Origin of the sequence: Streptomyces sp. Z26 (genome assembly GCF_003665095.1) — a bacterium.
GTDB lineage: Bacteria > Actinomycetota > Actinomycetes > Streptomycetales > Streptomycetaceae > Streptomyces > Streptomyces phytohabitans.
The window spans coordinates 2674044-2697653 of record NZ_RCHV01000002.1; the positions used below are offsets into that span (position 1 = coordinate 2674044).

Genomic DNA, 23610 nt, shown 5'->3' on the forward strand with positions numbered 1-23610 from the left:
CGCGCGGCCCGTACGGGGGTACGGACCCGTGGTCACCACGGCTCCCCGGCACGCCGGCACGGTGCGGCACCGCACGCGGCACACGTACCGCCCCGCAACACCCGTACCACCTGGCAACACCCGTACCACCTGCGTCACACGCGACACCCGTACCGCGCGCGGCACCCCGCACTCGCGTCACCACTGCACCCCCCAGCGCCGCGTCCCCGGACGCGGCGGCCCGGAAAGTCCCCCAACGACCGGAAGGCAGTCGGAATGAAGCGGAACATCATCGGAATCGGTACGGCAGGCGCGGCGGCCCTCGCCCTGGGCGCGTTTGTCCTGGCACCCTCGGCCTCGGCCGTCGACCCCACCACCGCCACCATCCAGGCGGACTGCGGGAGCATCGGCTCCGGCGAGGTCAAGCTGGAGGCCACGCAGGACGGCACGGCGGCGACCATCACCCTCTCCTCCTCCGCGGTGAAGGTGCCGATCGCCATCCCGGCGAACTCGGTCGAGACGACCCTGACCCTCGCCAAGGCGGACGGCAGCGAGGTCACGTTCAGCGGCAACGCCAACCCCGCCCTCAACTCCGGCGACGACGTGAACTCCGGTCCGCTGGCCGGCACCGTCGCCGCGGGCGACTCGCTGGAGGCCAAGTCCGCCACCATCAAGGTGCTGGGCCTCACGGTGAACTGCACCGGCACGTCGGCGCAGGACCCGGGTCCGTTCACCTTCTGACCTGACGCACGACCGCCCCGCACACGGCTGACGGCGCGGGCACCCGGCACCGACCGGGTGCCCGCGACCGCGGCCGCACCGGCGCCCGTACGGCGTGCGCGTACGGGGGCGGTCGGCGCGGTGCCATCCGGCCGGTGGCATCGCACCGCCCCCGCCCCGCGCCCGCCTCCGCTCGTCGCGGACGGGTCACCTCACCAGGCGAACGCCTCGGGGGACGGACCGGGGCCGGGGAAGATCTCGTCCAGACCCGTCAACAGCTCCTCGCCCAGCTCCAGTTCGAGGGCGCGCAACGCCGAGTCCAGCTGCTCCCGCGTACGGGGGCCGACGATCGGGCCGGTGACGCCGGGCCGGGTCAGCAGCCAGGCGAGCGCCGCTTCGCCGGGCTCCAGGCCGTGGTCGTCGAGGAGGTTCTCGTACGACTGGATCTTCTCGCGCGTCCCGGGGTCGTCGAGCGCGTCGGCGGCGCGGCCGCTCGCCCGGCGCCCCCGCGTGGCCTCCTTCTTGAGGACGCCGCCGAGCAGCCCGCCGTGCAGCGGGGACCAGGGGATGACACCGAGGCCGTAGTCCCGCGCCGCAGGGACGACCTCCATCTCGGCGCGGCGCTCCGCGAGGTTGTAGAGGCACTGCTCGCTGACCAGGCCCACGCGGCCGTGCCGGGCGGCCAGTTCGTTGGCCTGGGCGATCTTGTAGCCGGGGAAGTTGGACGAACCGGCGTAGAGGATCTTGCCCTGCCGGACCAGTACGTCGATCGCCTGCCAGATCTCCTCGAACGGCGTGGACCGGTCGATGTGGTGGAACTGGTACACGTCGATGTAGTCGGTCCGGAGCCGCTGGAGGGAGGCGTCCACGGCCCGGCGGATGTTCACGGCGGAGAGCTTGTCGTGGTTGGGCCAGACCTCGCCGTCGCCCGCCATGTTCCCGTACACCTTGGTGGCGAGGACCGTCCGGTCGCGCCGCCCGCCGCCCTGGGCGAACCAGGAGCCGACGATCTCCTCGGTGCGGCCCTTGTTCTCACCCCAGCCGTAGACGTTCGCCGTGTCGAAGAAGTTCAGCCCGGCGTCGTGGGCGGCGTCCATGATGCCGTGGCTGGTGGGTTCGTCTGTCTGCGGACCGAAGTTCATCGTGCCGAGAACGAGTCGGCTGACCTTGAGTCCGGTGCGTCCGAGCTGCGTGTACTCCATGTCGGCAAGCCAACGCCTTCGAGCGTGCTCCAGGCAAGGGCATCGGGCGGCGCGGCCGGGGGTCGTCCTCGTGGGGCCGGGCGGGCACGCGTACGGGCGCGGCGGGCCGGACCGTACGGGCCGAGGGTGGGCTCGTCGGACGGGGGCGGCGCGGGGTCAGCCGCCGAAGGCGGCGGCGACGGCCACCACGAGGAACAGCATGACGAGCGCGCCGCTGACGATCCGGATTCGGGTCTTCGCATTCACGCCCCCACCGTAACCGGGGTGCTCAGCCGCCCAGCCGCCAGGCCGCCGCCGTACGGTAACGGGGCCGCCCACCAGGCACGTCGCCCCCGTCCACGGGGAGGCTGCGGACGAGCGCCAGCTCCCCGGCCGTCCAGGGCGTGCCACGGAAGGCGGCCAGCGCGTCCACGTACGGCGCGACACCTCCCGTACCTCTGGCACCTCCCGTACCGCCGGGCGTGCTCCGCGCCAGCGTGAGGTGCGCGCGGAACGGGCGGTCGTCCATGGGGAGTCCGCTCTCCCGGCCGACCGCCGAGGCCGCCGCCGCCAGCTCCGCCAGCCGCCCGTCCCCGGTGGCGACGCCCGCCCACAGCACGCGCTCCCCGAAGCGGCCCGCCCCGGCGACGCGCACCGTGGGCGGGCGGGCGTCCGCGGCGGCGCGGGCGAGGCGGCGTTCCAGCGCGGGGCGTACGGGCGCGGGCACCTCGCCGTAGAAGGCGAGGGTGACGTGCCAGTCCGCGCGGTGCGTCCAGCGGGGCCGGTCCGCGCCGGGCGGGGCGGGGAGCGCGTCGAGGGCGGCGGCGAGTTCGGCGACTGCGGCGGGCGGGGGCAGCAGGGCGGCGAAGAGCCTCACGCGGACAACCTGCCCGCCGTACGCCGCTCCCGGCCCGGCCCCGCGTCCGTCGCCACCTCGTCCGTCTCCACCGCGTCCGTACCGGCGGCCTCCGGCGCCTCGCGCGGCTCGAACACCACGCCCCGGCCACCGCCGGGCCCGCGCCCGACCCGTACGCGTACCCGCAGCCCGCTCGCCCGCGCCAGCGCGAAGCCCACCGCCACCGCGACCGCCGCCGAGATGAACGCGCCCGCCAGCAGCCCGGCGCGCGGGCCGTACGAGTCGGTGATCCAGCCCATGAGCGGGCCGCCGATGGGGGTGCCGCCGACGAACACCATCATGTAGAGGCTCATCACCCGCCCCCGCATCACCGGATCGGAGGCGAGCTGCACGCTGGCGTTCGCCGTGACGTTGAACGTGAGCCCCATCGCGCCCGCGGGCAGCATCAGCGCCGCGAACAGCCAGAACCACGGCGTGACCGCCGCCAGCCCCAGCAGCAGCCCGAACAGCACCGCCGCGCCGACCATCAGCCGCATGCTGGACGACGAGCGCCGCGCGGCGAGCAGCGCGCCGGTGACGGAGCCGACCGCCATCAACGTGTTGAGCAGCCCGTACGTCCCCGCGCCCGAGTCGAAGACCCGGTCGGTGAACGCGGTGAGCCAGATCGGGAAGTTGTAGCCGAACGTGCCGACGAAGCCGACGAGGACGATGGGCCACAGCAGCTCGGGGTGCGTCCGCACGTAGCTCAGACCCTCGCGCAGCTGGCCCTTCGTACGGGGTGCCCGTTCCGTCGGGTGCATCTCGTCCGTACGCATCAGCAGCAGCCCGGCGAGCGGCGCCAGGAACGACAGCCCGTTCAGCAGGAACGCCCAGCCGCTGCCCACGGCGGTGATGAGGACACCGGCGACGGCGGGGCCGACGAGGCGGGCGCTCTGGAAGTTGGCGGAGTTGAGGGAGACGGCGTTGCGCAGCTGGTCGGGGCCGACCAGCTCCGCGACGAACGTCTGCCGCGTCGGGTTGTCGACGACGGTGGCGAGGCCGAGGGCGAAGGCGAGCACGTAGACGTGGGTGACGTGCACGTGGCCGCTGAGGGTAAGCGCCGCCAGTACGAGCCCGGTGAGGCCCATGGCGGACTGGGTGACGAGCAGCACCTTCCGCTTGGCGCACCGGTCGGCGATGACGCCGCCCCACAGGCCGAACAGCAGCATCGGCAGGAACTGGAGCGCGGTCGTGACGCCGACGGCGGTGGCGGAGCCGGTGAGGCTGAGGACCAGCCAGTCCTGGGCGATGCGCTGCATCCAGGTGCCGGTGTTGGACACGGCCTGGCCGAGGGCGAAGATCCGGTAGTTCCGGATGCGCAGGGAGCTGAACATCGAGGTGCGGGTGGCGGCCGGGGCGTCCGGCCCACCGGCACCGGCGTCGCTCGTACCGCCGTCGCTCGTGCCGCCGGTGTCCGACGGGTCGGCCGGGGCGCCGGGCGGCGGTGCGCCCGTACGGTCACGGGGTGCGGGTACGGGTGCGGGTGCGGAGTCCTCTCCGTGGCCCGGACTCAACGGCGCTTCGCCTCCTTCTGCTGCGGTGCTCGTCCTCGTACGGTGCCGTGCGCGGTGGTGCCTTCTCGTACGTCCTCCTCGGTGCGGGGCCTCGGGTACGTGGGTGGGTGCGGGTGCGGGCCCGGGGTGCGGGGGTACGCCCGCCCGCGGGCTCACAGGTGCGCGAGCTTCTCCAGTACGGGCGCCGCGTCGCGCAGCTTCGCCCACTCGTCGTCGTCCAGCTGCCCGGCCAGCTCCGCGAGCCAGGCGTTCCGCTTGGTGCGGCTCGCGGCGAGCATGGACTCGGCGCGTTCGGTCTGGGTGACCACCTTCTGACGGCGGTCGTCGGGGTGCGGCCCGAGGCGTACGAGGCCCTTGGCCTCCAGCATCGCGACGATGCGGGTCATCGACGGCGGCTGTACGTGTTCCTTGCGGGCCAGCTCGCTGGGGGTGGCCGAGCCGCAGCGGGCCAGGGTGCCGAGCACCGACATCTCGGTGGGGCTCAGCGACTCGTCGACCCGCTGGTGCCGGAGGCGTCTGGAGAGACGCATCACGGCGGTGCGGAGCGAGTTCACGGCGGCGTCGTCGTCGCCAGGGGCGCCTGCGGTCGGTTCCGGCATTTGTTTAGCGTAACTCATTACCCCGGCTAACAACCACCCCCGGTGAGCAGCCCCGTTCCCCCCGGAGCGCCGCCCGGCGGCCCAAACCCCGCGTCACACCTTCGGGTGAGGTCGCACAGAAAAGCACCCCGGCGCTCCCGGATCGGCGGGGACGGTGGGTGCATGACATCTACGGTGCTCAGCCTGCGCGTGGACAGCGAGCTGCTCGACCGGCTCCACGGCCACGCCGCCAAACGCGGCATGAGTGTCCAGGACTACGTGGTCCGGACGCTCGTCAGGGACGACTTCGACGAACGGTTCCACACCGCCGTCGAGGAGACGGAACGGTTCTACGGGGCGGACGCGCCGCCGCACGCCACACCGCCGCCCTCGGCCCGGCGGACCTGACACCGCCGGGCCCCGGGACTTCGCGGGCTTTCGGCCCTTCCCGGGACCGGTGCCTCCAGGCCCGAGACCGTCGGGGTGGCGGGGATCGATAGGCTGGGTGGAGGACGCGAGCCGCGACCCGGCCCGGACACCGCCCGCAGCCCCGCAGCCCCGCAGCCCCGCAGCCCGACGAAGGAGCCGGTTCGATGGGCCTCATCAGCAAGTGGACCGACGGCGGGCGCGTGGCCCCCGAGCCGCTGGAGGGCGACGTCGTCCGCACCGTGCGGATCGGCACGGCGGTGTGGTGCGTGCTGCTCGTCGTCCAGCTCCCCTTCTACGGCTGGATCTCCGACCACGGCCACACGTGGTGGCTCGGCACGTGCGCGGTCGGCATCGCGCTGGGACTGTTCGGCCTCTGGTACGTGGTGCGGCGCGAGCGCGCCCTCGCCGCCTCGGCGGCGGACGGGGACGCGGCGGACGGGGACACGGCGGAGGGGTCGGCGGCGGTCCCCGGAGCGGAGCCCGGGGACGGACCGGCGTAGCCCGCCCCCGTTCCCGTAGGTCGGACCCGTACCGTTCCGCCCCCGCGGGTCACTCGTGCCAGCGCGCCCGCGCCAGCTCGTCCGTACGCGTCGGGTCCTCCAGCAGCGCCGCCGTCTCGAACCGGCGCCCCCAGTGGCCCGCCGCCCAGGCCAGCCCGGCCGCGACCCCCTCCAGGGTGGCGGCGTGCAGCACGCCGTCGCCCGTCAGGTGCCAGTCCAACTCGACGCCGTCGACGAGCAGTTCCTCGTGCTCCAGGTACGCCGTCGGCGCCCCCGGCAGCAGCACCCGTACGGCGTCGGGCACGACCCGTTCCGTACCCGCGTCCCCGCTGACCGTGCGGCCCGCGACCGCGCCCAGGCGCCGTACGTCCAGCAGCGCGGCCAACTCGGCGGCCAGCGCGGGCCGTACGGGCAGCAGCGGGCGCCCGGCGGCCAGCGGCATCAGGTCGGGGACGTCCGCCACCAGCGCGTCGGCGGCGTCGACCACCCGCACCTCGTCGCCGACGACGGCCCGCAACTCGTCCGGCAGAGTGACCTCTTCGGGGTCGAGGGCGGCCAACAGACCGTAGAGGCCATGCAGTTGGTCCGGCGTGACGGGCAACTCCGGGTCGGCCAGGCGACCCAGCAGTTCGGCCGCGCCGCCCGGCTCGTCCAACAGGGCGGCGGCGGAGGTGCGTACGCCCAGGGCCCGCAGGACCTGCGCGTCCGGCTCGCCGTCGACGGTGAGCGCGGACGCGTCCGCCTCCTCGTACAGCCCGGCCAGCAGCGCGTCGCCCCCGGCCGCCCGCAGCCCGGCCGGGCGCCGCCCGTCCAGCACGGGGTGACCGCGCAACCACCAGGCGGTGTACGGGCGTACGGTCTCGGTCACGCCGTCCGGCAGCAGCACCCGTACGGGCGCGGTGAGGGCGTCGCGCAGCGGCGGCCGGGCCAGCATCGCGAGGGCCTGCGGCCAGCAGTCGTCGTCGACGAGGTCCAGGTCCCGTACGGCGACGAGTTCGGCGGCGACGGGCGGCACGGACGGCTCGTACGGGAGGCCGTCCAGGACGTCCTCGCACCAGACGTCGGCGGCGTCGAGGAGGCCGGTGTCGTCGGGCCGCGCCCAGTCGCCGTCCTGCGGCTCGGCGATCTCGTCCGGGTCGAGGACGACGTCGGTCGCGCGGACGAGCGCGAAGTCCGCGAGCACCCCGACGGCGGCCAGCGGGCGTTCGCCCCAGCGGTCGGCCAACGCGGCGTCACAGGCGGCGAGTTCGCCTTCGCGGATGACCTGCTCGAACGGGCTGCCGGGGAAGACGAGTTCACCGGCGGGCGCGAGTTCGCCGTCCTCGTCGGGGAGCGCGAGCGCGCCGAGCCACGGCTCGTCGCCGGGCTCCAGGCCCGCGTCGCGGACGAGCGTCAGCACGGTCTCGGCCAGCTCGTCGGCGTCGGGGGTGTCGGCGTCCTCGTCCCAGATCTCGCCCGCGTCCAGCGACCCGGCGACGGCCGCGCGCACCTGCGGCGTGGTGAGCACGGCGCGGGGCGAGGCGGGGGTGGCGCCCAGCTTGTCGAGCAGCGGGTGGGCCGCGTCCGGGTGCGCCACCCGGAGGCCGAGGCGGGCGAGGGCGCCGTGCCGCCGCGAGGCGTCGGCACCGGCGTCGGCACCGGCCTCGGAGGCCGCCGTACCGCCGTCCCCGGGGGCGGGCAGCAGCACCTGCCGCGGCCCGACCGCCGTACGGCCGTCCGCCAGCGGCACCGGCAGTCCGGCGAGCCGGTCGGGGTCGACGCCCGCGAGGGAGTCGTACAGCCGCCACCACCAGCCCGGCAACCGCCGTACGCCCGCCAGCCGGTCGACCACCTCGCCGAGGGGAACGCGCGGGACGTCCAGCAGGCGGAGTTCCGGGCGGCGTTCGAGTCCGGCGGGCAGCAGGCTGGGGAAGAGTTCGGAGAGGACGACGACCGTGTCGGCGCCCGCGCCCTCGACGACCTCCGCCTCGCGGGGCCGCAGCGCGGCGCCCGACTCCGCCCCGTCCAGGCCCACTTCGGTGTCACCGGCCCCGGCGCCCGGTACGGTCTCCGGCGCGGCGTCCGGTACGGCGCCCGCCGTCGCGACCGGCGGCGCGGTGTCCGCCGCGCGCGGCAGGAACGGCACCGCGGGTAGCCGGTCGAGGACCGACCGCCGCAGCACACCGTCGAGTTCGCCCTCGCCCAGCGGCCCGCGCACCAGGTCGAGCGTGCCCGTGCCGACCGGGCGCCAGCCCGCGATCAGGTCCGTGTACGCCTCGGCCGCCCGCGCCGCCAGGAAGTCCGTCAGCGGGCCCGGCGCGACGTGCCGCCGCGTCGGCTCCAGCGGGAACGACGCGATGAGCAGCGCGGGCAGCCCCAGCGGCTCGTCCGTGGGCGTCGGCGCGTGCACGACGGGCGCGGTGGACGGCCGTTCGGGGGCGCCCTCCGCGTCGACCGGCACCGCCCACGTCACCGACCACCAGGGGCGTTCCCGCTCCTCCAGCGGCCGGTCCGCGAACAGCGCGTCGTCGGCCCGGCCGCTGGCCCGCGTGACGCGCCAGCGCGTGCGCCGTACGGCGGTGGCGGCGCCCGGCGCGGCGGGCGCGGTGCCGTCCTCGACGAGGACGTACGTGCCGCCCGCGGGCGCCGGTTCCACGCCGCGCGTCAGCGTACGGACGAACTCCGGTGTGTCCACGACGACTTCGGCCAGGCCGGGCAGTGTGAGCAGCAGCGCGTCGTCCACGGCCGCGAGCAGGCGCGCGGCCAGTTCCTCCGCGGCGGCGTCGCGCAGCGGCAGCACGACGGCCGTGTCGTAGCCCTCGGGGGCGGTGCCCTCCGCCGCGAACGGCAGCCGCAGCAGCGGGACATGGCCGTCGCGGCGGCGCAGCTCGTCGGCGAGGCCACCGCCCGGCGCCCCCGCACCGGCGCCCCCGCCCGCGTCCGTACCGCGCGCCGCGTCCGCCGCCAGCCCGCGTGCCTCCTCCAACGACCAGCGCACGCCGCACCCGTGGCCCAGCACGGCGGGCTCGTCGCTCACCGCGAGCACCGCGGCGAACCCCACCCCGTACCGGCCGACCTGCGCGACCACGCCGTCGCCCACCACTCCCGCCGCGTCCGTGTCGCGCTTCGCGGACGCGCGGAGCGTCGCCAGCGACTCGACGCCGACGGCGTCCAGCGCGGCGCCCGTGTTGGCGGCGACCAGCACGCCGTCGCGCAGCGTGAAGCGGATGCGGCCCGGCTGTCCGGCGCGGGCGGCGGCGTCGGCGGCGTTCTGCGCCAGTTCGACGACCAGCCGGTCGCGGTAACCGCCGTACGCCAGGTCCTGTTCGGCGTTGGCGTCCTCCCGGAAGCGGGCCGGGGAGGCGGTCCACGCGTCCAGCACGCCCCGCCGCAGTCGCGCGGTCCCGAACGGGTCCTCTCCGGAACCCCGCACACTCACCGTGCCGCCGCTCACGCCGCCGCCTCCTCGCCTCGTCCGCGGGCGCGCCGGGCGCCCGTCCGTTCCGTGACCGTACGGCATCACCGTGACGCCGGGGTACGGAGCACACCGCCCGCCGGACGGCCGTACGCGCGGGTGCCGTTACGCTCGCTGCCCGTGCCCGGAACCACGTTCTTCCTCCTCGCCGGTGCGGCCGTGCTGCTCGGCTCCGCCGTCCAGTCCGCCGTCGGGCTGGGGCTGGGTCTGGTGGCCGCCCCGGTGTTCGTCGTGCTGGAGCCGTCGCTCATGCCCGGCACGCTGCTGACGACGACGGTGCTGCTGCCGCTGCTGACCGTCCGCGCGGAGTGGCGGCACGTCGACTGGCACGGCCTGCGCTGGGGGCTGCCCGCGCGGCTGCCGGGCGCCGTGGCCGGGGCCTGGCTGCTGACGGCGACCGATCCGCGGCTGCTGGGCGCGCTGGTCGGGTCGATGGTGCTGGTGGCGGTGGCCGCGTCGCTGTACGGCACGCGCCGGGCGGGCGGCCCCGGGGCCGAAGTGGGGCAGGGGACGCGGCGGTTCAGCCCCGCCGCGCTGGTCGCCGTGGGCGCCGCGGCCGGGCTGACGGGCACGGCCACGTCGATCGCCGGGCCGCCGCTGGCGCTGCTCTACCAGCGCCAGCCGCCCGCACGCGTACGCGCCACCCTCGGCGGCTTCTTCCTCGGCGGCACGCTCATCTCGCTGCTGACCCTGGCGGGCGCGGGCGAACTGACGGCGCGGCAGGTGGGTACGGGGCTGCTGCTGGTGCCGTTCGTCGTCGCCGGGTTCGCGGCGGGACGGCCGCTGGCCCGCCGTCTCGGGCCCGCGCGGCTGCGTACGGCGGTGCTGGCGGTGGTGTCGCTGTCCGGCGCGGCGCTGCTGGTCCGCTCGCTCCCGCTGTGAACGGGCGGCCCGACCGGCGCCGCGCGTAAGGGCGTTGACGGTCGGTGAGGAGGCACGCGGTCAGCGCGACGTGCCGCCGCCCTCGCCGCCGCCCTCGCCGTCCGGACCGGCACCGTCGCCGTCGTGCAGCGGCAGCGCGTCCGCCCGCGTCTCGTCGATCACCGGCGGGGGCGGCTGCGGCGGGGGCGGCATGACGGCGGCCTCGGAGTGCGCCCCGCAGCCGTACGACAGCGCGACGACCTGCCCGTCCGCCGGGCCGAACTCGTTCGCGCACACCCCGAACGCCTGCCGCAGCGAGCCCGCCAGCGGCACCAGGAACCCGCAGCTGAGGCAGGACGCGGGCGCCGCCTGCGCCATCGGGCTGTCCGGCCCGTGCGCCTCCTCCCAGCGGTCGGCCGCCGTGTGCAGCCCGTACCGGGAGAGGACGCGCGTACGGCCCATGCCCAGTTCCTCGGCCACGGCCCGGATGCTGCCGCGCTCCGGCGGCGGCGCCAGCTCGCGCGACCAGCCGGAGGCGGGATCGGCCGCCGTGGCCGCGTCGCCGCCGTCGTCCGCCGGGTCCGCCGTGGCGTCCGGGGCCTCCTCGGCCGCCGACTCGCCCCGCTCGGCGGGGAGTTGGGCGCCGGGGGCGGCGGGCGCGTTCGGCGGTTCCTCGGCGTCGGCCGAGAAGCCGGGCTCCAGGCGCAGGTCCTCGGGCTCCGAGGGCAGCAGGTCGCCCGGCCCCAGGTCGCCCGGCCGGAGCCGTTCGCTCCAGGGCAGCCACTGGGGCGCGAGCAGCGCGTCGGGGCCGGGCAGCAGCACGGTCTCGTCCAGGGTCACGACCTTGGCGCGGGACGCGCGGGCCACGGTGGCGGCCCAGCGCCAGCCGCGGTAGCCGGGCTCCTGGCACTCGAAGAAATGGGTGACCACCCGGTCCCCGTCCGCGACGGCCTCGATCCACTCGCCGACCTTGCCGGGGGCGGCGGCTTCCTGGGCGGCCTCCCGCGCCAGTTCGACGGCGTCGGCGCACAGCTTGTCGGGCGTACGGCGGTTACGCGTCGCGGCACTCATGCAGCACTCACAAGAATCGTCTCTCCTACGCCGTAGCGCCGTCATAGCCGAATCGGTGTGCGCCGACGTACGACCGGGCGGGGCGTGGGGAACGGACGGAGCGGAACCAGGCGAGCCGCTGCGACGTCCGCGACCGCGCTCTCGGGCCGTGCGGAGGGCACTGTCCGCCCACGCTACCCCAACCCCGGCCGGCCGCCTCAGCGCGGTGGCCCCTTCGCGCCCGCGGCGGGCCGGGCTCGGCGTGCGTCCGCCTCCTCCGTACGGCACCCGTGGCGGGCTCCCGGTGCCGTAGGGGACACCGCCGGAACTCCCGTTCCCCGTACGGCCGACGGGCGGTGACCACATCCGTGGCCGCGCTCCGGGCCCGACCGCGCCCCGGCCCCGGCACCCGCCGTTCCCGTCGCCGTTCCCGCGCGGGGCGGTGACCGGCCGTATCTGGGGCACACTGAACGTCGTGGCCGTAGACAAGCCGTACCAGGACGTCACGGACCGGACCGCCCCGCCCGCCGGACCGACCGGTCCGCCGGACAGGCCGCCCGGTCGCTTCCGGCGCACCGCGCGCGCCGCCCGTCGGCCACCCGCCGCGCTGGTGCGCCGCCTCCGGCGGGCCACGCACGCGCAGGGCGCGGGCGAGTCCGGCCTCGGCAAGCTGATCGAGCTGCACGCCGTCAACTCCGCGGGCGACATGCTGATCACGGTCGCCCTCGCCTCCACCGTCTTCTTCTCCGTACCGACGGGCGAGGCACGCGGCCGCGTAGCGCTCTACCTGCTGGTGACCATGGCCCCGTTCGCCCTGCTGGCGCCCGTCATCGGCCCGCTGCTCGACCGCGTCCCGCACGGGCGGCGCGCGGCGATGGCCGCGGCGATGCTGGCGCGGTCCGTGCTCGCGCTGGCGATGGCGGGCGCGGTGGCGGGCGGCGGCCTGGAGCTGTACCCGGCGGCGCTCGGCGTCCTGGTCTCCTCCAAGGCGTACGGGGTGGTGCGGTCCGCCGTCGTCCCCCGGCTGCTGCCACCACGGATCTCCCTGGTGAAGGCCAACTCGCGGGTCACCCTCTCCGGGCTGCTCGCCACCGGGCTGGCGGCGCCGATCGGGGCGGGCCTGCACACCCTCGGCCCGGCGTGGCCGCTGTACGGGGCGTGCGTGGTGTTCCTCGGCGGCGCGGCCCTGTCGTTCTCGCTGGACCGCAAGGTGGACTCCGCGAAGGGCGAGTCGACGGCGCGCCTGGTCGCGCAGACGTCGTACGAGCGGAAGGGCACGGCGGGCGGTACGGAGAAGCGGCGGCGACGGCTGGGCCTGCGCGCGGCCGGGTCGTCGGTACGGACGGGCCTCGTCGCCAACGCGTCGTCCCGCGCGCTGTCCGGCTTCCTCACGTTCTTCCTGGCGTTCCTGCTGCGGGAGCACCCGTTGCCGGGCATGACGGCGGAGTTCTCGCTCGGCATGGTGGCGGTCGCGGCGGGCGGCGGGAACGCGCTCGGCACCGCGCTCGGCGCGTGGCTGCGCGACCGCGGCCCGGAGCTGATCATCGCCACGGTGCTGGCGTGCGCGCTGACCGTGACCGTCGTGGCCACCGCGCTCTACAGCACCGTGGCGATCGCGGCGGTGGCCGCCACCGCCGGGATCACGCAGGCGCTGGGCAAGCTGTCGCTGGACGCGCTGATCCAGCGGGACATGCCGGAGGCGTTCCGTACGTCCGCCTTCGCCCGCTCGGAGACGCTGCTCCAGATGTCGTGGGTGGCGGGCGGCGCGATCGGCATCTCGCTGCCGCTGACCCTGCCGTGGGTGGGCATGGCGGTGGGCGCGGGCATCGTGGCGCTGGGCGCCTCGCTGACCGTACGGGGGCTGCTGGCCGCGGCCCGGCGCGGCCCGGCCCGGCCGCGGGTGGCGTGACGCGTACGGGCGGGGCGTACGGGCGGGGGCGGGCCGTACGGCGGTGAGCGCGCGGCGCGGGCCGGTGCGGAGCCGCCGGTCGGCGGGCCCGGACCGCCCGGTAGCCTGCCCGTATGACCATTGCGATCTCGGGCTCACGGCGTGGGCGGGTGCTCCGCGCCGCCACCGCCGTCGGCAGCGTCACCCTGGGCCTCCTCGCCCTCTCCGCCTGCGAGAAGCCGACCCCGCTGGCGACGGTGACCGTCAACGGCGAGACGGTGACCGCCGAGGCCGCCTGCTACGAGGACGGCAAAACCATCGCCGAGGCCGAGGCGAAGAAGTGCGCCGACAAGAAGGCCGAGAAGACGATCAGCGTCGGCCCCGGCGACAAGATCCGCATCGGCGTCGAACCGGACATGGCGGAGGAGGGCTGGATGCTCTTCGTCAACGACCAGTCCGTGCTGCCGAAGCCGACCGAGAAGACGTACTACTCGTTCCCCGGCGACGCCTTCTTCCAGAAGCAGGGCGCGACCGGGCAGCCGGAGCCCACGGAGGACGCCCGGATCAGCGTCATCATGACGAAGGGCGGCGACTTCAAGGGCGCCTGGCACATCAAGGCCGAGCAGGAGAAGTGACGGCGACGGCGGTGCCGGTGAGGCCGGCGCCCGGAGCTGCGCGCGCGACGGCGGTACGGGACCGATGCGCGTCCTGACCGTCACGGCCGTGGCCGCCGAACGGGACGCGGTGGTACGGGCGTTCGCCGCCCCGCCGGACGCGGGCCCCGACGCCGGTGCCACCCCCGCGCATGTACGGCTGCCCGGCGGGCCGACCGCGCACCGCGTACGGGTGTCGGCCGCCGGGACGGTCGTGGAGCTGGACGCCGTCGCGGCCGGGGTCGGCACCGGGGCGGCCGCCGCCGGAACGGCCACCGCGCTGACGGCGGCGGCGCTCGGCGGCGCCCCGTACGACCTGGTCGTCTCGGCGGGCATCGGCGGCGGCTTCGCGGGCGGCGGGCTGCCGGAGGACGGAACCGCGGGCGGCGACGGACGTGCCGGCGGCCCCGTACCCGGCGCCACCGTGGTCGCGTCGGTCGTCGTGGCCGCCGACCTGGGCGCGCAGACCGCGGAGCCCGGCGGCTTCGTCCCGGTGACGGAGCTGGGCTTCGGCACCGTCACGCACCTGCCGCCCCCCGCGCTCGTACGGGCCGTCGCTGCCGCCACCGGCGCCGTGACCGGCCCCGTCCTCACCGTGTCCACCGTGACGGGCACCGCCGCACGCGCCGCCGAGCTGGCCGCGCGGCACCCCGGCGCCGCCGTCGAGGCCATGGAGGGCTTCGGGGTGGCGGAGGCCGCCGCGGCCCACGGCGTCCCCGTGCTCGAACTGCGCACCGTCTCCAACCCCGTGGGCCCCCGCGACCGCGCCGCCTGGCGCGTCCCGGACGCGCTGCGCGCGCTCACGACGGCGTACGCGGCGGCCGTACCGGCGCTGGCGGACTGGCACGCGACGCGCCGTACGGACGAGGCGTACGGTACGGGCCCGTCGCACCGTACGGACGAGGAACAGCACCAGCCGGACGAGCAAGGACAGGCGGAACGAGCATGACCGAGCAGCCCCTGCGGATCGCGTACTCCCCGTGCCCCAACGACACGTTCACCTTCGACGCGTGGGCGCACGGCCGCGTGCCCGGGGCGCCGCCGCTGGACGTCACGTTCGCGGACATCGACGTCACCAACGGCATGGCGGAGCGCGGCGAGCACGACGTGCTGAAGGTGTCCTACGCGGTGCTGCCGTGGGTCCTGGAGGAGTACGCGCTGCTGCCGTGCGGCGGGGCGCTGGGGCGCGGTTGCGGGCCGCTCGTCCTCACCCGGCCCGAGGACGCCGACACCGGGCTGGGCGGCCGTACGGTCGCCGTGCCGAGCGAACGCTCCACCGCCTACCTGCTGTTCCGGCTCTGGGCCGCCGCCGAGGTGCCGGGCGGGGTCGGGAAGATCGTGGTGCTGCCGTTCCACGAGATCATGCCCGCCGTGCGCGACGGCCGGGTGGACGCCGGGCTCGTCATCCACGAGGCCCGCTTCACGTACCAGGACTTCGGCCTGCACCGCCTCGCGGACATGGGCGAGCACTGGGAGTCCACGACGGGGCTGCCCATCCCGCTCGGCGCGATCATCGCCCGCCGCGCGCTCGGCACGGAGACGCTGCACGCGCTGGCCGAGGCGGCGCGGACGTCCGTACGGATGGCCTGGGACGACCCGGAGGCGTCCCGGCCGTACGTGCTGGAGCACGCGCAGGAGATGGACCCGAACGTCGCGGACCAGCACATCGGCCTGTACGTCAACGAGTTCACCGCCGACCTCGGCGACGCCGGCTACGCGGCCGTACGCGGGCTGCTCACCCGCGCGGCCGCCGAGGGCCTGGTGCCGCCGCTCGCCCCGGACGCGCTGCGCTTCCCCTGAGGGGACCCTGACGGCCCGTCAGCAGGGCCGGTCGTACGGGAGGGCGCCGCCGCACGGGAGGGTGCGGCGGCGTCGAACCGCCGTGCTCAGACGTCGAGTTGGTCCGCGACCGCCCGCAGCATGCCCGCGATCTTCCGGCCGTGCGGCTTGTCCGGGTACCGGCCGCGCTCCAGGGACTGGGACACCCCGTCCAGCAGCGTCGTCAGGTCCTGCACGATCGACGCCAGCTCGTCCGGCTTGCGGCGCTGCGCGGCGGCGACGGACGGGGCGGGCTCCAGCAGACTGACCGAGAGTGCCTGGTCACCACGTTGCCCCGCGACGACTCCGAACTCCACGCGCTGCCCCGGCTTCAGCGCGTCGACGCCGTTCGGGAGCACCGACGAGTGCACGAAGACGTCGCCGCCGTCGTCGCGGGAGAGAAAGCCGAAGCCCTTCTCGGTGTTGAACCATTTCACCTTGCCGGTAGGCACGTCCGTCCTCGTCCTCGTACTCGTCGGGGCAGCCCGCGCGGGCTGCTCGCGGGGGAACCGGGTGGCTCGTCGGAACTGATCACGTCGGAACTGCTGGTGGAACGGCTCCCGAGAGCAGTCGAGCGGGTCGTGGGACCCGCCACCAGCAAGGCTAATGGTCCGCGGCCCGGTGACAAGACGCCTTTTCCGGAGCGGTTGGTTCGTCGCCTGCCCACCGATCTACCCTGACCGGGTGAACGCTGAAACGCCCCGGGCTCCCGGGGATCTGCTGGTACGGGCGGGCGGTGTCGTCTTCGCGGTCGGCGCGCTCGCGACGCTGGTCACGGTGGCCCCGCTGTTCCTGGACGCGGAGCCGTTCCCGGCCCCGGCCTACTTCGTGTGCATGCTGATGGGCGTCGGCTTCGCCCTGGCCGCCGCCGGGCTGCTGCGCTCCGCCGCGGCGGAGCGGCGCGCGGCCCGGGCCGCGGTCTCCGGCCCGGCCGCCTGAGCGACGGCCCGACCGCCGGTCCGGACCTGAGCGGCCCGGCGGTACGGGCGGCCCGCGCCGTACCGCGTGCGCCCGCCCGTACGCGTAGGCCCGCCCGTACCCGGACCCTCGACCGCCCCGGTCGGGCCCCGGCTCACGCCCGCGTGGACGCGGCGCCTCCCCGCGCGGTGTGCGCCGCCAGCCAGGCCGGGAAGTCGGCCAGGCCACCGGTCAGCACCACGTCCGCGCCCGCCGCGCGCAGCTCCGCCGCGGCGCACGGCCCGGTCGGCACGGCGACGGACACGGCGCCCGCGGCGCGCGCGCCCCGTACGTCGCCGGTGTGGTCACCGACGTACACCGTCGCGCCGTGCTCCCGCAGCGCCCCCGCCTTCGCCTCCGCCCACAGCGAGCCGACGACGGCGTCCGGCGCGAGGCCGACGTGGTCGAGGTGCAGCCGCGCGTTCGGCTCGTACTTGGCGGTGACGACGACCGTACGGCCGCCCGCCTCCCGTACGGCCCGCAGCGCGTCGAGCGCGCCCGGCAGCGCGGGGGACGGGGGGACGGCGAGCGCGGGGTACGTCGCGCGGTAGCGGTCGGCCATCTCCGGCACCCGCTCGGCGGGGAACCACTCGGCCAACTCCCGTTCCAGCGGCGGGCCGAGGCGGGAGACCGCCAGGTCGGCGTCGATGCGTGTGCCGGTCTCGGCGGCCAGCGCCTCGTAGGCGGCCCTGATGCCGGGGCGGGTGTCGATCAGCGTCATGTCGAGGTCGAAGCCGACCGTCAGGGCGTACGAAGGCATGTCCGCATTCTGCCTGCCGCGCGGGCGGCGCGGCCATGGTCCCCGGGCCCGGCCCGTGACCCCGTACCCGCGTCCGCGCCCGCCGCCGTCCTCCGTCGCCGAGCAGCGGTCAGCCCACCGCCAGCCCTCCGCCGTCAGGCGCGTCCGCCGTCCGCCGTACGTCAGTCCTCCGGCAACGGCCGCCGCGCCCGCCACAGCAGGAACAGCGCGCTGGCCGCCGCCGCCAGCCGCAGCACCACCGGCCACGCGTCCCCGAGCGCGTCGCTCATCGCGCCCTCCGCGTCGGGGATCGCCGCTCCCCACCGCCCGTCGGAACGGCCCCAGAGCCAGACGCCCGTGCAGACCGCGACCAGCCCCGGCATGCCCACCGCGGCCCACTGCGCCTCCGTACGGCTGAGCCGCGGCGACCACCACGCCAGCAGCCAGCCCGCGCCGAGCAGCGCCAGATGGCCGACGACGGTGCCCGCCGCGAGCAGCGCGACACCCAGCAGCTCGACCAGGCCGCCCACGCGCGGGCCGCCCGCGCCGCGTTCGCCGCCGAACGGCCGGAAGCGCTTGGGGCGCCCGGCCTGCTCCACGGGCCCGTCCGGCGGCCCAGTGACGGGCGCCTCGGGGGCGCCCCCGGCCCGCTCCATCCCCGGCACGCCGGGGCGCGGGCCCGGTACGGACGGGCGTTCCGGCGCGCCGTCGGCGCCGTCCTCGTCGTCGGACTGCTTGAGCAGCTCGGGGAGTTCGATGCCGCCGACGAAACCGGGCACGATGTCGTTGCCCGGCCGCTCGGGGCCGTGCTGCCCGCCGCCCTCGTACGGGCCGCCGCGCTCGTACGGGCCACGGGCGTGCGGATCGGTGCGCCACCAGTCCGGGTCGCTCTCCTCCGGGCCCAGCTCGTCGATCCCCGCCAGGTGGGGCGGCGAGGCGCCGCGTGACGCGGTGGCGGTGGGCTCGGCGGGCGGCGCCGGGTCGCGCGGCTCCTTCCGCAACTGCTGCGGCAGGCGCGGGAGTCGGGCCGTCCACGGCCCGGAGCCGGTACCGGCCGTACCGCCCGTGCCACCGCTCGTACCGGCCGCGCCGCCCGTGCCGCCGGAGCCGCCCGTACCGCCGAAACCGAGGCCGCCGAGCCCGGCGAGACCGCCCAACCCGCCGCCCCTGCGCGGCCGTTCACCACCGCCACCACCGCCACCACCGCCGCTGTCGGCGGGGCGCGGGGCGGGGACACCGGGGACGGAGCCGCCGCCGTTGGCGGCGGACACCAGGTCCTCCGGCGTGCCCAGCTGGTCCAGGATTCTGCGTACGGCCGCCTTGGAGTCGGCACCGCCCTGCTCGGCCCGTATCCGGTCGATGTCCGCGCGCAACCCGCTCACCAGCCGCGCCCGTTCGGCAGCGGTCATCCGCGTGCCGTGAGCCAGGTCGCCCACCCGGCTCAGATAGTCGAACACGAGCTGGTCGCTTTCGATCCCCACGATTCCCCAACGGCTGCTCACTGATGACACCCGGCCACCCCGACCGTACCGCGCGCCCCCTCCCCCGGGCCCCTTCCACCACCCCCGGGCACCCGCTGGGCCACCACCGCGTGGGTGGCCCGTGGCGGGTCGCGTCGTGACCGTCCTGTGCGGCTCCGGTGAACGGGCGCGCGCACGCCGACGGCCAACTGCGGTGCTGTCGTAGGGTGTTCACCTGTTCACCGTGCGCACGCGCGGGCACCCGCGACCGGCACGCCCCTCCGGGTCCGGTACGCGCCACCGCCGCGTGCCCGCGCCCGGCGCCGGTCCCCCGCACGTCACAGGAGCTTCCCCCGCCATGCCCGAACACCGCCACCAGCCGGACCGACCCGACCACGACGCTTCGATGCCGCTTCCCGAGGACGATCCGGGGGCGGTGGACGATCCGAAGGTGGCGCGCACCGTCCACGTACGGGCCGGGAGTGCCACCACGACGTGGTTCAACGGGGAGGTGATGGACGTCCTCCTCACCGCCGAGCAGACCGGCGGCGTGCTGGGCCTCGTGGAGGCGACGGTGCCGCCCGGTGCCGGGCCCGGCCCGCACGTGCACCCGTACGCCGACGAGACCTTCTACCTCGTGTCCGGCGAGTTGGAGTTCCTCGACGGCGACCGGGTCTTCACCGCGGGGCCCGGCGACGCGGTGCACATCCCGCGCGGCACCGTGCACCGCTTCCTCAACAGGGGTGTGCACACGGCGAAGTTGCTGTTCTGCTACACCCCCGGCGGCGGCGAGGGCCTGTTCGCGGAGGGCGGCGACGCGCCCCGCGCGGGCGAGCAGGCGCCGTTGTGGGGGCCGGGGCACTTCGACGACCGGATGCGGGGGCTGTTCGAGAAGTACGGCTGCCGCTACGGCCTCGCGGCGACGGCCCCGGCTGACGGCTGACGTACGCGCCCCGTACGCGCCGGAGTCCCCTCCGCCCGGACGGGGGCGGAGAGGACTCCGGAACGCGGGCCGTACGCCCGTCAGTCGGGCGTCACGGCTTGTACACCGCGTCGCTGCCGTACAGCTCCCTGGTGAAGCTGGAGACGTAGCCCCCTCGGTCCGAGCCGTCGAGGTTGTACGTGAGGAAGACCCCGTAGCCCTCGCTGACGGTGCGCTTCGCGAGGTCGGTCGCGGTGCCCTCCGGCGTGCTGCCGATCTGGACGGCGGCGGGCGACATCTTCTCCTTGGGCAGGGAGATGCCGGGGACGCCCCACGTGCCGTAGTACGGGTTCCAGGCGTAGTCGAACTTCGTGGCGAGGTCCACGCCGTCGTAGGACAGGCGGTCGGCAGCCGGGCCGATGTCGTAGAGGGAGATCAGCTTGTCGGGCATCTGGTCGCGCAGGGACGAGACGAGGTGCACGAACGAGCTGTCGTTGGGCTGGCCGGTGCCGTTGTTGCCGTAGTCGGCGTACTCGTCGTCGAAGTCGATGCCGTCCAGGCCGTACTTCTCGACGGTGTCGGACAGTTGGGTGGCGAACGCCGAAGCCGCGTCCTTGGAGGGGAAGTTGGCGAAGCCCGCGCCCTCGTGGTTGCCGAGGACGGACAGCATCACCTTGATGCCCTTGTCCTGGAGCGGCCGGATCTGGTTCTCGGCGTCGTCGAGCACGCGCTGCACGTTCTCGTTGAAGTGCAGGTAGGCGGACTGCTCGTCGGTGTTGTAGTTGATGTTGGCGGCGAAGATGATCGCGACGTCGAAGACGTTGCTGCCGTCGCTGGCGAGCTGGTACTTGCCGACGTTCAGCATGCTCTCGTTGTTCACCTCGACGTACGCGATCGAGGTCGGGCCGTCCTTCGCCCGCGGCGCCGCGGGCTTCGCGGCCTCGGCGGGCTCCGGGGTGGCCGCGGGGCTGGCGGCGGCGCCACCGGTGATCAGTGCCGCCGCGGCCAGGAACGAGAGGATCGCTGTCAGAGCTCTGCCGCGACCAGTGGGGGAAGTCATGGGCCGGTCTCCTGTCGGTGGGACGCCGTCGTGAACGGGCGCCGGGACAACTGCCGTTGGTGGCTCGGCGCCGTGGTGGCTCGATGCCTTGAGCCGTGGTGCCGTCGAGCCGTGGTGCCGTCGAACCGTGCCGCGCCCCGGGTGTCCGCGCTCCGACGCCCGCCGGAGCCGTACGCACACACCCGCGGTGCGCGCTCCCATGTTCCCCGCCGGAGGCGCGGAACGCACCGGCATCCGCGGAACGGATCGCGCGGAACGGCCGCCGGGCCCGCCCCCGGGGGCTGTCCGGAGCGGGTCCGGAGCCGGGCCGGGGCGGCCCGACGGCCGTACGGCGGCGGGGAGTTCAGTGCGCGTACCGGCGGACGGACTCCGGGTGGAGGACCAGCCGGACCTGGTCGGCGGCGAGGATCGGGGCGAGGTCGGCGGCGCTCGCCGGGTCCGCCGGGTCCCAGTAGCGGGCGGCCAGCCGCCGCGCCAGGTCGTGGGCGCCGTCCGGCTCCACCGTGACGGGGCCGGTCACCGACACCCAGCGTTCGCGCTCGCCCACGGGGGCGGCGACGACGAGCGAGGCGCGCGGATCGCCGCGCAGGCGCCGTACCTTGAGCGAGTCGGGGGCGGTGAACAGCTGGAGCGTACGGTCCCCCGCGCCCGTCTCCGCGACCTCGAACCAGACCGGCCGGGGCTCGGGCGGCAGCGGTCCCCCGGCCACGGTGAGGAAGCCGTGCAGGGGCCGCCGGAGGAGGTCGAGGTCCGCCGGGGTCAGGCTGGCCGCGGCGGTACGGGCGGGGGCTTCGGTACGGGTGTCGGTACGGGCGTCGTCGGTACGCGCGTCGTCGGTACGGGCGTCGGTGGTCATCGGCGGTGTCCTTCCGTGGTGCGCGGCTACGGGAACGGATGCGGGTACGGGAGCGGGGAGCCCGGCCGGTCAGCGGTGCCAGGCACCCGCCGCCGCGGCCCGTACGGCGTACTCCTCGAACGTGCCGGGCGCCCGCCCCAGCAGCGCGCCCAGGTCGTCGGTGGTCGCGGCGAGCAGCCCGCGCTCCATCAGCACGAACATCTCCGCGACGTGGTGCGCGTCCTCCTCCCCGACGCCCTCCCCGACCAGCGCCTCGGCGTACTCGCCGGGGGTCGTCCGCCGGTACGCGATCCCGCGCCCCGACGCCCGCGCGATCACCTCCACCGCCTCGGCGAAGGTGAGTGCGCGCGGCCCGGTCAGCTCGTACGTGCGTCCCGCGTGCCGACCGGGCTCGGTCAGTACGGTGGCGGCGGCCTCCGCGACGTCGTCCACGTCGACGAACGGTTCGGGCACGGCACCGGCCGGGAGCGCCAACTCCCCGGCGAGCAGGGCCGGGTGGAAGACGTCCTCGTCGAAGTTCTGGGCGAAGTTCGACGGGCGCAGCACGGTCCACTCCAGTGCCGAACGGCGTACGGCGTCCTCGGCCGAGCGCATGTCCAGGCCGAACGGCGAGTCGCCCCAGGTGTCGGCGCCGTGTCCGGACAGCAGCACCAGGCGCCGCACCCCGGCGGCCTCGGCGCGGGCGGTGAAGTCGTGCACGGGGCCCGGTACGCGCGGCGGCACCACGTAGACGGTGGTGGTGCCGCGCAGGGCCGCGTCCCAGGTCGCGGGCGGGGCGGACCAGTCGAAGCGCGTCGGGCTCGACCGGGACGCCGTACGCACCGGGACGCCGCGTACGCGCAGCCGCGCGGCGACGCGGCGGCCGGTCTTGCCGGTCGCGCCGAGGACGAGGACGGGTTCGCCGCCGGTGGCGTCGGTGGTGTCGTTGCTCATGGACCCGATTCAACGCGAGCGGCTCGGACCATCCCATGGGTGGAACGCCGGATCGCCTGTCCGTACGTCCAGCCCACCCGGAGGGCCGCTCCGGTTAACCTCGCCGGTGTGGACGTGTTCAGTGATCTGATCCGCGGTGTACGGGCCCACGGCTCGCTGTTCGGCAGCACGGCCCTGTCGCCGCCCTGGGCCCTGCGCTTCGTGGACGGCGCCCCGTTGACGCTGTGCACCGTGCTCGGCGGGGCGGGCTGGATCGTGCCGGAGGGCGGCCACCCGCCGGTGGCGCTCCGGTCGCGCGAGACGGTGATCGTGCGCGGGCCCGCCCCGTTCGCGTTCGTCGACGAGGTGGGGACCGCCGCCGAGCCGCTCGCGTGCGGCGAGCACTGCGCGACGCCGGAGCACGGCGGGACGCGGCACCGGCTGGGCTGGCACGACCCGGGCGGGCCCGGAGAGGCGGACGGGGTGGCCGGAGCGGGGGCGACGACGCTGATCGTCGGCGCGTACCCCGTACGCGGCGAGATCAGCCGTCGGCTGCTCGACGCGCTCCCCGTCGTCCTGCACGTACCGGCGGACGGAGCGGACGGAGCGGACACGGCGGACGGAGCGGGCGCGGCGGGTGGCGGGGGCACCGGGGACGCCGTGCTGGACCATCTCGCCGCCGAGGTCGCCGTGGACGCGCCGGGCCAACAGGTGGTGCTCGACCGGCTGTTGGACTGGATGCTGGTCTGCACGCTCCGCGAGTGGTTCGACCGGCCCGGCGGCGAGCCCCCGGCCTGGTGGGCGGCCCAGCGGGACCCGGTGGTGGGCGGCGCGCTGCGCCTGCTGCACGCCGAACCGGCGGAGCCGTGGACGGTGGCCGCGCTGGCCCGGCGGACGGGGGTGTCGCGCTCGACCCTGGCCAAGCGGTTCGCCGACCTGGTGGGCGAGCCCCCGCTGACGTACCTCACCCGCTGGCGCATGACCCTCGCGGCGGACCTGCTGGTCGAACGGGCGGACGCGACGGTGGCGGACGTCGCCCGTACGGTCGGCTACTCCGACGCGTTCGGCTTCAGCGCCGCGTTCAAGCGGGTGCGGGGCGCCAACCCGAGCGAGTTCCGGCGGACCACCGCCGCCGGGCCAGCGGCCGTACCCGCGGCCGTACCCGCGGCCGTGCGCGTCTGAAC

Annotated in this window: 23 protein-coding genes; 11 read left to right on the plus strand and 12 right to left on the minus strand. The window is 75.9% G+C overall.

The annotated features are described in order from the left end of the window. Positions 1 to 255: 255 nt before the first annotated feature. The gene (locus D7M15_RS11755; RefSeq protein ID WP_121517465.1) at positions 256 to 720 is read left to right on the plus strand and encodes a hypothetical protein; all 465 of its coding nucleotides are present in this window, start codon (positions 256 to 258) and stop codon (positions 718 to 720) included. Positions 721 to 911: 191 nt separating this feature from the next. On the opposite strand, the gene D7M15_RS11760 is transcribed toward D7M15_RS11755, so the two are convergent. From D7M15_RS11760 to D7M15_RS11780, 4 genes are all read right to left on the minus strand, one after another. Further along, the gene (locus tag D7M15_RS11760; RefSeq protein ID WP_121517466.1) at positions 912 to 1901 is read right to left on the minus strand and encodes an aldo/keto reductase; all 990 of its coding nucleotides are present in this window, start codon (positions 1899 to 1901) and stop codon (positions 912 to 914) included. 268 nt (positions 1902 to 2169) lie between these two features. Further along, complete coding sequence (thpR, locus tag D7M15_RS11770; protein WP_121517468.1) at positions 2170 to 2757, minus strand: RNA 2',3'-cyclic phosphodiesterase; 588 nt, start codon at positions 2755 to 2757, stop codon at positions 2170 to 2172. Beyond that, positions 2754 to 4289, minus strand: coding sequence for an MFS transporter (locus tag D7M15_RS11775; RefSeq protein WP_240649262.1), 1536 nt, complete (start codon positions 4287 to 4289; stop codon positions 2754 to 2756). Before D7M15_RS11775 ends, thpR begins: the two co-directional genes overlap by 4 nt. A 152-nt stretch (positions 4290 to 4441) precedes the next feature. Further along, positions 4442 to 4888, minus strand: coding sequence for a MarR family transcriptional regulator (locus D7M15_RS11780; protein WP_121517469.1), 447 nt, complete (start codon positions 4886 to 4888; stop codon positions 4442 to 4444). 162 nt (positions 4889 to 5050) lie between these two features. Between D7M15_RS11780 and D7M15_RS11785 the strand changes: the two genes are divergently transcribed. Together D7M15_RS11785 and D7M15_RS11790 are read left to right on the plus strand one after the other, a co-directional pair. Next, positions 5051 to 5275, plus strand: coding sequence for a hypothetical protein (locus tag D7M15_RS11785; protein WP_121517470.1), 225 nt, complete (start codon positions 5051 to 5053; stop codon positions 5273 to 5275). 185 nt (positions 5276 to 5460) lie between these two features. Further along, on the plus strand, positions 5461 to 5796 hold the full coding sequence (locus D7M15_RS11790) for a DUF2530 domain-containing protein (protein ID WP_121517471.1): 336 nt from the start codon (positions 5461 to 5463) through the stop codon (positions 5794 to 5796). A 49-nt stretch (positions 5797 to 5845) separates the two neighbouring features. Here the strand turns inward: D7M15_RS11790 and D7M15_RS11795 are convergent, their stop codons facing one another. Beyond that, complete coding sequence (locus D7M15_RS11795; RefSeq protein ID WP_240649264.1) at positions 5846 to 9229, minus strand: molecular chaperone Hsp90; 3384 nt, start codon at positions 9227 to 9229, stop codon at positions 5846 to 5848. A 141-nt stretch (positions 9230 to 9370) separates the two neighbouring features. On the opposite strand from D7M15_RS11795, the gene D7M15_RS11800 reads away from it, so the two are divergent. After that, complete coding sequence (locus D7M15_RS11800) at positions 9371 to 10132, plus strand: sulfite exporter TauE/SafE family protein (RefSeq protein WP_121517472.1); 762 nt, start codon at positions 9371 to 9373, stop codon at positions 10130 to 10132. Between the two features lie 60 nt (positions 10133 to 10192). On the opposite strand, the gene D7M15_RS11805 is transcribed toward D7M15_RS11800, so the two are convergent. Next, positions 10193 to 11182 carry a DUF3027 domain-containing protein gene (locus tag D7M15_RS11805; RefSeq protein ID WP_121517473.1) on the minus strand — a complete coding sequence of 330 codons (990 nt, stop codon included), beginning with the start codon at positions 11180 to 11182 and terminating at the stop codon, positions 10193 to 10195. 586 nt (positions 11183 to 11768) lie between these two features. Here D7M15_RS11805 and D7M15_RS11810 point away from each other — a divergent pair. The 4 genes from D7M15_RS11810 (at position 11769) to D7M15_RS11825 (ending at position 15502) form a co-directional block, all read left to right on the plus strand. Further along, positions 11769 to 13070, plus strand: a complete 1302-nt coding sequence (locus D7M15_RS11810; RefSeq protein WP_240649624.1) for an MFS transporter — start codon at positions 11769 to 11771, stop codon at positions 13068 to 13070. A gap of 113 nt (positions 13071 to 13183) precedes the next feature. Continuing rightward, positions 13184 to 13684: a DUF2771 domain-containing protein gene (locus D7M15_RS11815; protein ID WP_121517474.1), complete on the plus strand. Its 501-nt coding sequence runs from the start codon at positions 13184 to 13186 to the stop codon at positions 13682 to 13684. 64 nt (positions 13685 to 13748) lie between these two features. After that, on the plus strand, positions 13749 to 14651 hold the full coding sequence (locus tag D7M15_RS11820; protein WP_121517475.1) for a futalosine hydrolase: 903 nt from the start codon (positions 13749 to 13751) through the stop codon (positions 14649 to 14651). Then, positions 14648 to 15502, plus strand: coding sequence for a 1,4-dihydroxy-6-naphthoate synthase (locus D7M15_RS11825; protein ID WP_121517476.1), 855 nt, complete (start codon positions 14648 to 14650; stop codon positions 15500 to 15502). The genes D7M15_RS11820 and D7M15_RS11825 overlap by 4 nt, the downstream gene beginning before the upstream one ends. Before the next feature lie 86 nt (positions 15503 to 15588). Here D7M15_RS11825 and D7M15_RS29390 read toward each other — a convergent pair whose 3' ends face one another. Next, positions 15589 to 15972 carry a cold-shock protein gene (locus D7M15_RS29390; RefSeq protein WP_121517477.1) on the minus strand — a complete coding sequence of 128 codons (384 nt, stop codon included), beginning with the start codon at positions 15970 to 15972 and terminating at the stop codon, positions 15589 to 15591. Between the two features lie 232 nt (positions 15973 to 16204). Between D7M15_RS29390 and D7M15_RS11835 the strand changes: the two genes are divergently transcribed. Further along, entirely contained in the window at positions 16205 to 16459 is a 255-nt protein-coding gene (locus D7M15_RS11835; protein WP_121517478.1) for a hypothetical protein, read from the plus strand. A 133-nt stretch (positions 16460 to 16592) separates the two neighbouring features. Here the strand turns inward: D7M15_RS11835 and D7M15_RS11840 are convergent, their stop codons facing one another. Further along, positions 16593 to 17237 carry an HAD family hydrolase gene (locus tag D7M15_RS11840; RefSeq protein ID WP_121517479.1) on the minus strand — a complete coding sequence of 215 codons (645 nt, stop codon included), beginning with the start codon at positions 17235 to 17237 and terminating at the stop codon, positions 16593 to 16595. 161 nt (positions 17238 to 17398) lie between these two features. Next, complete coding sequence (locus D7M15_RS11845) at positions 17399 to 18697, minus strand: hypothetical protein (RefSeq protein WP_121517480.1); 1299 nt, start codon at positions 18695 to 18697, stop codon at positions 17399 to 17401. Positions 18698 to 19034: 337 nt separating this feature from the next. Between D7M15_RS11845 and D7M15_RS11850 the strand changes: the two genes are divergently transcribed. Beyond that, positions 19035 to 19619, plus strand: a complete 585-nt coding sequence (locus D7M15_RS11850) for a cupin domain-containing protein (protein ID WP_206337354.1) — start codon at positions 19035 to 19037, stop codon at positions 19617 to 19619. 91 nt (positions 19620 to 19710) lie between these two features. On the opposite strand, the gene D7M15_RS11855 is transcribed toward D7M15_RS11850, so the two are convergent. The 3 genes from D7M15_RS11855 to D7M15_RS11865 form a co-directional block, all read right to left on the minus strand. Continuing rightward, positions 19711 to 20658, minus strand: coding sequence for an endo-beta-N-acetylglucosaminidase H (locus D7M15_RS11855; RefSeq protein ID WP_121517481.1), 948 nt, complete (start codon positions 20656 to 20658; stop codon positions 19711 to 19713). A 343-nt stretch (positions 20659 to 21001) separates the two neighbouring features. Beyond that, positions 21002 to 21514, minus strand: coding sequence for a pyridoxamine 5'-phosphate oxidase family protein (locus D7M15_RS11860; RefSeq protein ID WP_121517482.1), 513 nt, complete (start codon positions 21512 to 21514; stop codon positions 21002 to 21004). A 69-nt stretch (positions 21515 to 21583) separates the two neighbouring features. After that, a complete protein-coding gene (locus D7M15_RS11865) occupies positions 21584 to 22447 on the minus strand; it encodes an NAD(P)H-binding protein (protein WP_121517483.1) in 864 nt (287 codons plus the stop codon). Between the two features lie 108 nt (positions 22448 to 22555). Between D7M15_RS11865 and D7M15_RS11870 the strand changes: the two genes are divergently transcribed. After that, positions 22556 to 23608, plus strand: a complete 1053-nt coding sequence (locus tag D7M15_RS11870; RefSeq protein ID WP_121517484.1) for an AraC family transcriptional regulator — start codon at positions 22556 to 22558, stop codon at positions 23606 to 23608. Positions 23609 to 23610: the final 2 nt, after the last annotated feature.

What these genes read in the sequence shown, in the direction of transcription:
- D7M15_RS11815 (WP_121517474.1), top strand. Translation starts at nt 13,184, where the DNA reads ATGACCATTGCGATCTCGGGCTCACGGCGTGGGCGGGTGCTCCGCGCC.
- D7M15_RS11790 (WP_121517471.1), top strand. Translation starts at nt 5,461, where the DNA reads ATGGGCCTCATCAGCAAGTGGACCGACGGCGGGCGCGTGGCCCCCGAG.
- D7M15_RS11755 (WP_121517465.1), top strand. Translation starts at nt 256, where the DNA reads ATGAAGCGGAACATCATCGGAATCGGTACGGCAGGCGCGGCGGCCCTC.
- D7M15_RS11825 (WP_121517476.1), top strand. Translation starts at nt 14,648, where the DNA reads ATGACCGAGCAGCCCCTGCGGATCGCGTACTCCCCGTGCCCCAACGAC.
- D7M15_RS11855 (WP_121517481.1), bottom strand. Translation starts at nt 20,658, where the DNA reads ATGACTTCCCCCACTGGTCGCGGCAGAGCTCTGACAGCGATCCTCTCG.
- D7M15_RS11820 (WP_121517475.1), top strand. Translation starts at nt 13,749, where the DNA reads ATGCGCGTCCTGACCGTCACGGCCGTGGCCGCCGAACGGGACGCGGTG.
- D7M15_RS11780 (WP_121517469.1), bottom strand. Translation starts at nt 4,888, where the DNA reads ATGCCGGAACCGACCGCAGGCGCCCCTGGCGACGACGACGCCGCCGTG.
- D7M15_RS11850 (WP_206337354.1), top strand. Translation starts at nt 19,035, where the DNA reads ATGCCCGAACACCGCCACCAGCCGGACCGACCCGACCACGACGCTTCG.
- D7M15_RS11860 (WP_121517482.1), bottom strand. Translation starts at nt 21,514, where the DNA reads ATGACCACCGACGCCCGTACCGACGACGCGCGTACCGACGACGCCCGT.
- D7M15_RS11785 (WP_121517470.1), top strand. Translation starts at nt 5,051, where the DNA reads ATGACATCTACGGTGCTCAGCCTGCGCGTGGACAGCGAGCTGCTCGAC.
- D7M15_RS11840 (WP_121517479.1), bottom strand. Translation starts at nt 17,237, where the DNA reads ATGCCTTCGTACGCCCTGACGGTCGGCTTCGACCTCGACATGACGCTG.
- D7M15_RS11760 (WP_121517466.1), bottom strand. Translation starts at nt 1,901, where the DNA reads ATGGAGTACACGCAGCTCGGACGCACCGGACTCAAGGTCAGCCGACTC.
- D7M15_RS11805 (WP_121517473.1), bottom strand. Translation starts at nt 11,182, where the DNA reads ATGAGTGCCGCGACGCGTAACCGCCGTACGCCCGACAAGCTGTGCGCC.
- D7M15_RS11865 (WP_121517483.1), bottom strand. Translation starts at nt 22,447, where the DNA reads ATGAGCAACGACACCACCGACGCCACCGGCGGCGAACCCGTCCTCGTC.